We start from the raw sequence: 10,687 nt of genomic DNA, 5'->3' as shown, positions 1-10,687 counted from the left end.
ACCTGACCACCCCGCCACCCCCGGCTCCGCAGGCCGCCTGGTCGCCGACGGCCCCGGAGCAGCCACATGAGCGGCGCGGGAGTGGCCGCCGCACTGCTAGGAGCGATCCACATGCACTCTGCCCCTCCTCGCGCCGCCAAGCAACGGAGCCCGTGGCGGGTACCCGTCGGCGCCGGTGTCGCCAACGCCGTCGCACCCAGCACCATGTACCTGGCCACGCTCGGCCTGTTCGTCCTGCCGATCGTCGAGGAGACCGGATTCAGCCGCACGACCATCACCGGGTCGTACTCGGTGGCGGCGGTCGGAATGGCTATCGGCCTGCTCCTCGTCGGGCAGCTCATCGACCGCTATGCCGTGCGCTATGTCCTCGTGCCGTCGTTCGTGCTGTACGCGGTGTCGATGGCGATGATCGGGCTGATGCCGCCCATCGCACCCGCCTACCTCATCCCGTGCTTCTTCGTGGGGTTCTTCGGGGCCGGCACGGTGGTCCCCTGCGCCCGGGCGGTGGTGACCTGGTTCGACAACAACCGGGCCCTGGCGATCGGCGTGGTGACGGCCCTGGTGAGCCTGGGCTCGGCCCTCAACCCCCTGCTGGCCGGCGCGCTCATCGACAACTTCGGATGGCGGTCCGCCTACGCGCTCATGGCGCTGGTCTCCGTCGCGGTGTCGGTCCCCGCGGTGCTGCTGCTGGTACGCGCCCGGGCGGAGCAGCACGTCCGGGGACGGCTCGTCCGTGAGACCGAGGTCGGGGACCGCGAGGTCAGCCTGGAACTGCCCGGCCTGACATTCCGGGAGGCGCTGCGCACCCGCCACTTCTGGCTCATCGCGTTGGGGCTGGGCCTGGCCGGCACCGTGATCATCGGCCTGCAGGTGCACCTCGTGCCGATGATGACCGACCGGGGACTGAGCACCGGTCAGGCCGAGACGCTGCTCGTCGTCTTCGGCCTGGCGTCGCTGGTCGGCCGGCTGGCCGGGGGGTTCATCATCGACCGCGTGCGCGGGACCGTCGTCGGCCCGATCGTGATCCTCGCCCCGATCGCGGGGCTGTTCTTCCTGCATCCGCCGTTCCCCTCCGCCGTCATCGCGGTCGCGTTCATCGGGGTGGCCTTCGGAATCGAGGGCGATCTGCTGGCCGTCCTCATCAGCCGCTACCTGGGCACGCGCCAGTTCGGCCGGATCCTCGGCGTGGTCCAAGCGGCGTTCCTGCTGGGCACCGCCTTCGGGCCGTTCCTGCTGGGGCTGGGCTACGACCTGCTGGGATCCTATGACCCGATCACCCCGGTGCTGGCGGGAGCACTGGTCGCCGCTGCGGTCCTCATCGGGTCGCTGGGCCGCTACACCTACCCCCCTGTTGCTGGTTTCGACCGGTTGGCCGCGGAGGACGAGCTGGCCGCGTCCGAGGTGCTGAGCGACATCGCGGAGGGCGACGCTTCCCACGGCTCCTCGCGTAGCAGCGCGAGCGCTCCCACCGGCGCCTGACCAGGCCACGGGGATGCGCCGCCAGGCCGCTTCCCCCCCCCCGGGGGCGACTGCTCGGTCGCGGTCGCCCCCGGCACATCACCTGAACGACGCCAGCGAGGTTACTCAAGAGGCATCAGACTGACAGTGCCTAGGTCTTCCGCTGCTTCGTCTCGGCATGATTGGTGCAGAAAGCTCAGCGCCGCCGAAACAAGCGGGGCTTCTGAGCCCGGAACGCACGGATCTCTGCACCCGAAGTCGACGCCTCCGGGCGTCAATCCGTTGCCCTGGAGATGCCGCACCATGATCAAGAAGATCGTCCTCGGCCTGCTCGTCACGCTCTTGGGCGTGGCGCTGCTCGCCGCGGCCTTCTACCTCGGCGGCGTGGCGACCTTCAACACCATGCGGTACTTCCACGTCGGCTGCGTTCCCTGGCCCGAGACGAACCCGCCCCAGTGGGACTGCGACAACATGGGCTACGTGATCCCCGTCCTGCTCGGCGGGCTTGTGACCGGTCTGCTCACCGTCACCGCCTACACCCTGCTCCTCCGGCGGCTTCGCCACCAGGCGGCCGCAAAACTCGTCGCCGGACTGCTGGCCAGCCTGCTCATCACCGTCGCGGGCATGGCACCGTTCGCCTATCCACTCGCACGCACCCTGTTCACCACGTATGACGCTGACCAGGCAAGCGAGCAGGCCGACTGAGAAACCACCCAGCGACCGGTCCGTCCGCACCCCCAGCTCCCGGAGCACCTCGCCGACCGCCCCCGGGGCAGGTTCCCCACCTGGGCCTCGACACCACGACCACGATCCTGAGCGTGGAGAACCCGGAGGACGTCGGCAACCAGTCGGCGGACCTGTCCTACCTCTCCGAGAGCCAGTAGGCGCGACTCGTCCGTCATCCCTTGTCCGTTGCCACGGCCGTCAGCCTGCTCACCGGACCGTATAAGCGAGCAGGTCCGTCATCCCGGGCTCCCCGTGCCGCACGGAGGTCGCTGCTGGAAGCTCGTTCCGCGATGTGGCGACCACCATGCCGCCCGCGGGCCATGGCGGTGTCCATCGGCGGCACCAACCTCGGCCCGTAAATGAGGCGGCCAAGCACATCGCCGAAACCCAAGGCCAGTCGGCCCCGCTGTTCGCACTGGCCAGGGGGCGGACCGACCCCCGGGCATGGCACGTGTGTGGCACGTAGCGGGCACGCGGGCTCCTAGAAGGCCCCGGAAAGCAGTTCGGCCAGGTGTTCGGTTTACCCCGAACTACCTGGCCTTCTGCTGCTCTGGAGCGGATGACGGGAATCGAACCACCCACCGTGAACCTATTCTGACCTGCGGTTTTGCGAGAATCGCCGACGTCGTCGGCGGAGTCGTTTCCGGGGTGTTCCGGGTTCGGCCGGGGTGTGTCGGGGACGGTGCACCCGGCGGGTGCACCACTTCGAGGTGCGCCAGAATTCGATTTGCGCGGAAAATCCGCTATTGAGTACTTGGCCGACTATTTCCCGGATTGTGCTTCGCGTGGTCGAGTATTCTCGAGAATCTTATCGCAATTGACTTGCCAGGTCACGTCGAGTAGAGCGTTCATGGACCGCGATCAGCCGCGTATGCGGCTTGACGAGCGGAAGGGGGACGCGAATGCGTCGACCGGCAGACTTCAACGACCTCGATCACCGGCGCAACCACGGCAATCTATCGCCGCCCGCCCGAAACGCCACGGCCGACGTGCCCTGGTGTCTCGGCGGGACACGCCCCGGCTCGCGACACCTCGTCTGGCACCGGGTGTTCGCAGGAGTGGGAGGCACCCGTTGAGGATGATCGCGCGCCCTCGCCCACACGGACGTAGCTACTCTCGTTTCCACCACGATGGATCTCCGTCTTGCGCGGGAGTCCGCAGCTCCGGTCCGCCTCTTGGCGTGAACCACGGCGTGGGCTGGCGAACCACCCCAGGCAGTCGCCCCGGCGCCAGCGGAGTGGACGCTGTCGGACCTGCCCAGCGGTTGTACGCGGCGTTGCGGTCGCACGGTGTGCACCGGATCTATGGCGCGGTGCACGCCTCTGTGTCGGTGCTCTCGCTTCCGGGCGGGCTCACCGTGTGGTGCCGGGGTGGGGTCTTCACCTGGCGGGGGGACAGTGGAGACCTGGTGATGTTTCCCGCGCACGAGGTCCAGGAGGTGCTGCGTTGCCTTCTCGCGGCTCTGAATGGCTGATTGGTGACTTGCGCACCCTGGGTTCGAAGTCGTTCCTGCGCGGCTGGGGATCGGGCTCTGATGTTCTTCTGATTGCGGGCTGATTGTTTCGTGATTGCGATTTGATCGTCGTGTGATTGCTTTCTGATTGCGCGGCCGTATCGGTGGCTCGCCGGTTCACCGCGTCGGTGGACGGCACCGTCCACCACCTCCAGCCCCACTCCTGCCGGCCCCCACTCGTCGACCAGCCTGGGGCACACACTCCCGGTGGTAGGGCGGTGAACTCGTCCAGGGGGAAGTGGCAGCCGCCCTTCGGGGCGGCCGAGGATCGCAACGAAGAACTGGCGCCGGCCATCGGGCCGATGACCGAGTGGCAGCGGCCCTTGGGGCGGCTGACTTCGGGGATCACTCGCGACTGAGGCCTTCCGTCCACTACACAAGAGGCACGTCGTGTGCGGCTCAGGACGACGGGCATGCAGCGGTGATTGATTTACGAACGTGTTCCGATGATGCGGGCCAACGCCTCACGGCGCGGACGTTCGTATTCATCGCGCGCTGAGCTCAAGAGCTGCAGGACTTGGTTTCGTCGGTCATCGTCTTGAGTTTGCGTGTACAAGACCGCTGCGCGTTGGAAAGCGTGCATCGCCTCGAACATCTGCCGCACCTCGTGGAGTGTGAGGCCGAGGTTACTCCACGCCCCGGCTTCGCGATGAAGGTCGCCGATTTGTTGGTAGAGGTCGCGGGCGCGCTCGTGGACGGTGATTGCTTCGTCGTAGTGGTGGACGGAGCGGAGTGTGAGGCCGAGGTTGTTCCACGCGTCGGCCTCGCTGTGGGGGGCGCCGATTTGTTGGTAAAGGTCGCAGGCGTGTCGCAGAGCAGCGATTGTGAGGCCGAGGTTGTTCCACGCGGCGGCTTCGCGGTGGGAGTCGCCGGTTTGTTGGTAGAGGTCGCGGGCGTGCTCCAAAGCGATGACGGCTTCGCTGAACTCATGGACGGAGCGAAGTGTGAGGCCGAGGTTGTTCCACGCGGCGGCTTCGCGGTGGGAGTCGCCGGTTTGTTGGTAGAGGTCGCGGGCGTGCTCCAAAGCAGCGATCGCTTCGTTGAATCGGTGGAGATCCTGAAGTACGGAGCCGAGGTTGTTCCAGGCGTCGGCTTCACTCTGGAGATTCCCGATCGCTTGGGCAGCATCGCGTGCCATGGCGGCCACGGTGAGTTGGTCATTGAGGAAGCGCCGCCATGACAAGTACTCGCAGAGGGGAGCGCTCATACGAACAGCAAGGTGAGGCCGATCATCCGCAATCGTGTTGACGATACCGATGAGGTTGGTGCGTTCGGCGTCCAGCCACGCCAAAGCGTCATCGCGTCCCTCGAAGATAACCGGAATGTCGTCGCCTGGCAGAGCGCGCAAACAACCGATGGCCGCTTCGGCACGGGCCAGGTAGAAGTTGAGAAGACGATCCCGTGCCTCTTCGTGGGCTGCTGCAGTTCTCGGGGAATCGTCGGTGCGGATCGCGCGTTGAGCTTCGGCGTAGTCGCGGAGCAGACCGTGCATGGACCACCGTCCGCTTTCGTGGTCGTGGCGGATGAGGTGGGCAGCGGCTAGATCCGCGAGCACCTCCTCCACATCGTCGGTGGGCATGCCGGCAAGCGCGGCAGCCCCGCCGGTGGAGATGTCGGGTCCCGGGTTCAGCGCGAGGCGGACGAACATCTCTGCCTGGCGTTCGCTCAGGTTTTCGAAGGAAGCGTCGAAGGCAGCCTGCATCGTCGACGAGCTTGTCCCCAGGTCCGTCTGGTCCAGCTGCTTTGACGTGTCGACGAGCCGGGCCGCCAGGGCACGCGGGGTCTGGCGGGGGTGGTTGGTTAGCAGCGTGGCAGCGAGCTTCAACGTCAGCGGCAGGTGCCCGCATGCCCGTGCGAGCTCGCCAAGCCCTTCGGTGTCGATGGTGCGCGGGTCGTCCGGGTCGGACTCGGCCAGAATGTTGATGAGTAGGTCGATCGACGCTTGGTTGGGGAGAACCCCAAGGTTGACGCGTCGGGCCTCACCGAGTTCGGGGAATGCATGGCGCGAGGTCACGAGAAGACGGTGCCTGCCGGGCCCCGGCTTCAGTGGTAGGACCTGGTCAGCGGTGCGGGCGTTGTCTGCAACGACGAGTACCGGCGCATCTTGCCTGGTGGCGAGGTCGTGGAGTAAGAAGCGATACAGGCCGGCCTGCTCGTCCATGGTGGGTGGGATGTCCGGGCTCCGGACGTCCAGCGCTCGCAGCAGGGTGACCAGAGCCTGCTCGGGGACGACTGGGACGGCGCCGGGGGTGTAGCCCTGAAGGTCGACGAATAGCACCGTGCGGAACCAGCCGCGCCGATGGGCCTCGTGCGCGGTGGCGACAGCAAGCGCGGTCTTGCCGGTCCCAACCGTCCCGGTCACCGTTGCGACCACCGCCCTGCCGGAGGCCCCATTTTCGGGATCGTCGGCGTTGGGGTCTAGAGCTGCCAACAGCCGGGCGAGCTCGTCACCGCGTCCGATGAGCCCAGCAGGCAGACCGGGGAGCGTGTTCAGCGGGGGCGTGACTGTCCCCAATTGCTGGCGCTGCTTCTTGCCGAGCAGCGTGCCGGAGGAATCGTGGCTGCCGCCGATGTGGCCGGTGCGGGCATTGACGGTCGGCGAAGAAACGCCACATGGGACGGGATCTGTTGCAACGTCCGTCGCCTCTTCGGATGCATGTTCAGGGGTGAACGTGGCAGTCATGGCGTCGGTAGGAACGGGCTGAGCCCCAGCGGCGATCAACACGCGGGCCCACCACGAGGAGACAGATAGATGAAGCCAAGGCCGGGCGGGACGGGCTGCGGTCACAAGCCGGCCGAGGGGGCTGTCAGCGGCGACCATCGCCTATACCTCCTGCTCTGCCTCTGCGACTCGGAGTGTCTTGGCTGTTGGTTCTGGTTTGCGTTCGCTGACTGTTACGCCTGACAGTACGCCTCGGATTGTGGCTGGCGCTCCGACGCCCATAATGAATGCTGGCCAGGGGGCGTTCATGGAGTTGTGCGTGGCGGCTGCGACTAGCGCTCCCAGTATCAGCCCGGCCACGAACACGAATAGTCTCGGGCCTATCTGTTCACGGTGGCCTTGCCACGGCCATGTGAAGCCCGCTGCGGTCACCGCTGTAACTAGTGAGAGCAGTTGGGCGGCCAGTCCCCCTGCCAAGCCCCACATCGCCGCTTCCAGCACGCCCATGGCGCCGACCTTAACGTCTCCGACTGACACGCGGCGATTCCACGTCAAAACTGGCCGTAACGGGCCATCTTGGACTGTGATCGGCGACGTTCAGGCAGTGGGGCGTCTGTTGCTAGCGACGCTGAACACATGACGGCCGTGGAGCCTGTGTCGGGGGTGCAAGGCGTCGCGTCGCGGAAGCGGCGCTCGGTGGGTGCCGAAGCCGCCTGCCACGCAAGTGTGAGGGGCCGCTGACTGTCGCCAGGTATCGCTACGCTCAGGGCGATGGCAGTAAAAGAAGCTCACATACGTGATTACTTGGCCGCCAACCTTCACCTTCTCGAAGAAGGAATGTCGCTGGTCAAGATCGAGTATCACCTCGCCAATCCCCAAGGCGCTACCGGTCGCATCGACATCCTCGCCCAAGACAGGAACGGCTTGTGGGTAATCATCGAGGTGAAGAGGGCTAAAGGTCCTGCCCGCCAGGCCCTCCATGAGGTCACCAAGTACACCGAACTGCTCCGTCGTGAGAAGGCTCTGCGTAAGGACCACATCCGCAGCATCATCGTGTCCACGTCCTGGAGCGACCTACTTACCTCCGCCAGCAACCTCGCTCGGGACTGGGAACATGATTTGAAGGGGTACCGGATCACTGTGGGATCGGACGGAGCCATCCTGCAGGTTGAACAGATCGAATGGAAGCCGGACCCGTTTGATCCCAGGCCCACTAACGTTCAGAACGTTGAGCTCTATGCCTCCGCTGAGGAACGTGAGCACGGTTGGCAGAAGATCAAGTTGCGCGCCCAGGAGGCCCACGCTCGCAACGTGGTTGGATTCGACTTCGACCGGGTTCGTGACATCGAAACGGTGGTGGGCAAGTATGCACTTTACTATGCGATTGGACGCATCAGCCCTGAACTCGTCCCCCTGCAGGCCGACCTCGACGTAGTTCCTGATGAAGGCGACGAGGACAACCCTTGGTTCGAGATACCAACTGCCTACCAGCAGAATCCGGCCGAGTATCGGGCTCTGCATCACATATGTCGACAGGCGAGGGGCGCCCGAGCGGTCGAGGTCGGTAACCCGGACAAGTTCACCGCGCTGCTGGGGGACGATCGCTGGCAGCTGCAGCGGGTACGAAGGTCCGGAGCCTATGCCACCTCCGATGTTCTTGGCGATACTGATCTATGCAACGCCGTCTCTGGCAAAGGCGCCGGTGCGCAGATCTTGTACACCGGCAGCGCCGATCCCCGGATTCGCCTGCGTTGGTCAACGTTCACTCAGGAGGCTCTGGGCCCCCTGGTTGGAAATAATGATTGGTCCCTCCTGCTCCGCCAGTGGTTCGAGGAGGCTGTAGCCGACCCTACATGCACTGACGTGAGGGTTCACGTATACAACCCGAGTGACCTGGTCCAGACGCTTATTTATGGTTTGACGGATAAGACGCGCGTCTTCGAACAATATGTTCCCAACTTGACTGCCGTCGCTAAGTATTCCGATGGACGCGTCAGGGCTACGCAGGGGTATGTTGCCTGGGATGGCGAACGCTGCCCCGACCTCATTCAGCGAGTACGCCTAGTATTTCGGGAACCGTTGCATTATGCGGCTTACCGGTGGGCTGGAGAGGTGTGGACGGTTGACTCAGATCTGCTTGCGCTTCTTGGCCTCAGGTATGTCTTCCTTGATGTAAGCCAGATGAATGAGAACGTTCGGCTTGGAGAATTTCGGATTGTTGATAACGGGGAAATTTGCCGCTTCGACGGTCCTGGTGAGCAAGTGCCATATTTTCGACCAGATGGAATGCCGTTTATATTGCGTGATTTTGTCTACGACAATTGGGGGGAGGTGAATGGTCTTGTGCAAGATTATCTGAAGGTTTTGCATATCTCTTAAGGGCCGTCTGTTTTCTGGGTTGGGTGGATTGTGTTGCGTTTGTACTGCGATAATCGAGCGTGGTGGCTGCGCCCTGACCCCCATGGCGGTCGGCACTCGAAGGATCGTGTCGCGGACGGGCATATGCGGGCATGTGGGAGAGTCCTGAGGTCCGTTGGCCACCACTGGTTGACAGCGGCGTAAGGGGTGCTGGCCAGTCTCATGCGGCAGGTCAGGTGGGCTCGGGCGCGCCCACGGGGCAAGGCATGCCCGTCGTGTACGGGCGGGATACGCCTTAAATTGGGTGACGAGCAGTAGCACCACGACCTTCGTGTCGCCTCCCTTTGACGAGCAAGGACCCCCGACTGATGGCAGTGACCCAGCAGGAGATCGAGAGCCGGTTGTGGGACGCCGCCGACGAGCTGCGCGTGGCGATGCCCGAAGCGCAGTACTCCTCGGTCGTCTTCCCGTTGATGTTCTGGAAGTACCTGTCGGACACCTGGGAACACAACCACGAGGAGTTCCTGGTCGAAAACGAGGGCCTGGACTATCTCTCTGCGGAGGAAGCCCACGAGATCGAGTACCGCGACTACCAGTCGTTCGAGATCCCGTTGATCTACCCCGGCACCGTCCGGGAGCGCCGTGCTTCCTGGTCGTCCATCCTCGCCACCGTCACACAGCCCGGCCTCGGTCAGCGGGTCCGCGCCTCCCTGCAGGCCATCGAGACGGCCAACCCTGACAAGTTCTCCCGCCTGTTCGGGACCATGACCTGGACCTCCGAAGAGGTGCTGCCGGCGGAAGTGCTGGCGGCGGTCATGCAGGCGATGGATCGCACTCCGAAGATGCACGAGGGCAACATGTCCCACGATGTGCTCGGCGGTGCGTATGAGTACCTGCTGAAGCGGTTCTCCGACGGGTCCGGCACCCGCGCCGGCCAGTTCTTCACCCCGCGCGAGGTCGTCGAGCTGCTCGTCGAGCTCCTCGACCCCAAGGGCCACGAGTCGGTGTACGACCCGACCTGCGGTTCGGGCGGCATGCTCATCGCCGCCGCGAACCTCTTGAAGGCCCGCGGCGGGCGTGGATACACGCTCAGCCTGTACGGGCAGGAGGCCGTAGCGGACACTGCGGGTGTCGCGCGCATGAACCTCTTCATGCACAACCTCACCCAGTTTCAGGTTGCGGTCGGCGACACCCTGAAGGACCCGCGTTTCAAGAAGCCGGACGGGTCCCTCGCGCAGTTCGATGTGATCGTCGCCAACCCGCCCTACAGCCTGAAGTGGAAGCCCTGGAAGAACGACCCGCGCGCCATCGGCGGGGTCGCCCCGCAGTCATCGGCGGACTGGGCGTTCGTACAGCACATGATCGCCAGCATGGGCCCGAAGAAGGGCCGTGCCGGCGTCGTCCTTCCCCACGGCGTCCTCTTCCGCGGCGGCCAGGAAGCTGCCATCCGCAAGCGCGTTCTAGACGACGACCTCCTTGAAGCTGTGATCGGCCTGCCGGCGAACCTCTTCTATTCGACTTCCATTCCGACCTGCATCCTCGTGTTCCGTGCCGCCGGCACCAAGGCCGAGGAGCGCCAGGACGGGGTGCTATTCATCGACGCCTCCAAGCGGTTCACCAAAGCCAAGAACCGCAACGTCCTGACCGAGACGGACATCGCCGATGTGGTGACCGCCTACCACTCGAAATTCGACGCTGACGGCAACCCACTCGATCCTGACGGCGACGGCAGAATCTCGGTCCAATTCGTCCCCGCAGCGGAGATCTCGGCGAACGGGTACGACCTCAACATCGGCCGCTACATCAAGCAGGCTGCCGCCGAGAGCGAAGACCTGCCCGCTCTGATCGAGGCGTATAACCTTGCCCGAGCTGAGCGTCAGAAGATTGAACAGCGCATGCTAGCCGTCCTCGCTGACGCCGGGATTGAGGGCTTCGATGAGTGATTGGCAGCAGACTACCCTCGGACGGCT

General features: G+C 64.8%; 5 protein-coding genes. 4 read left to right on the top strand and 1 reads right to left on the bottom strand.

Features of this window, described 5'->3' with window-relative positions; genetic code table 11:
- Positions 1-111: 111 nt before the first annotated feature.
- Together DEF28_RS20190 and DEF28_RS20185 are read left to right on the top strand one after the other, a co-directional pair.
- Positions 112-1,479: an MFS transporter gene (locus DEF28_RS20190; RefSeq protein WP_114399304.1), complete on the top strand. Its 1,368-nt coding sequence runs from the start codon at positions 112-114 to the stop codon at positions 1,477-1,479.
- A gap of 282 nt (positions 1,480-1,761) precedes the next feature.
- Positions 1,762-2,163 carry a hypothetical protein gene (locus DEF28_RS20185; protein WP_114399303.1) on the top strand — a complete coding sequence of 134 codons (402 nt, stop codon included), beginning with the start codon at positions 1,762-1,764 and terminating at the stop codon, positions 2,161-2,163.
- A gap of 1,964 nt (positions 2,164-4,127) precedes the next feature.
- Here the strand turns inward: DEF28_RS20185 and DEF28_RS20175 are convergent.
- Positions 4,128-6,380: a tetratricopeptide repeat protein gene (locus DEF28_RS20175; protein ID WP_158562885.1), complete on the bottom strand. Its 2,253-nt coding sequence runs from the start codon at positions 6,378-6,380 to the stop codon at positions 4,128-4,130.
- A 750-nt stretch (positions 6,381-7,130) separates the two neighbouring features.
- On the opposite strand from DEF28_RS20175, the gene DEF28_RS20165 reads away from it, so the two are divergent.
- Positions 7,131-8,738, top strand: a complete 1,608-nt coding sequence (locus DEF28_RS20165) for an endonuclease NucS domain-containing protein (RefSeq protein WP_114399299.1) — start codon at positions 7,131-7,133, stop codon at positions 8,736-8,738.
- Positions 8,739-9,085: 347 nt separating this feature from the next.
- Entirely contained in the window at positions 9,086-10,660 is a 1,575-nt protein-coding gene (locus DEF28_RS20160) for a type I restriction-modification system subunit M (RefSeq protein ID WP_114399298.1), read from the top strand.
- Positions 10,661-10,687: the final 27 nt, after the last annotated feature.

Source organism: Marinitenerispora sediminis, assembly GCF_003336425.1.
Classification (GTDB): domain Bacteria; phylum Actinomycetota; class Actinomycetes; order Streptosporangiales; family Streptosporangiaceae; genus Marinitenerispora; species Marinitenerispora sediminis.
The sequence above is the reverse complement of the archived record's forward strand: the minus strand, read 5'-3'. Positions and strand labels throughout refer to the sequence as shown.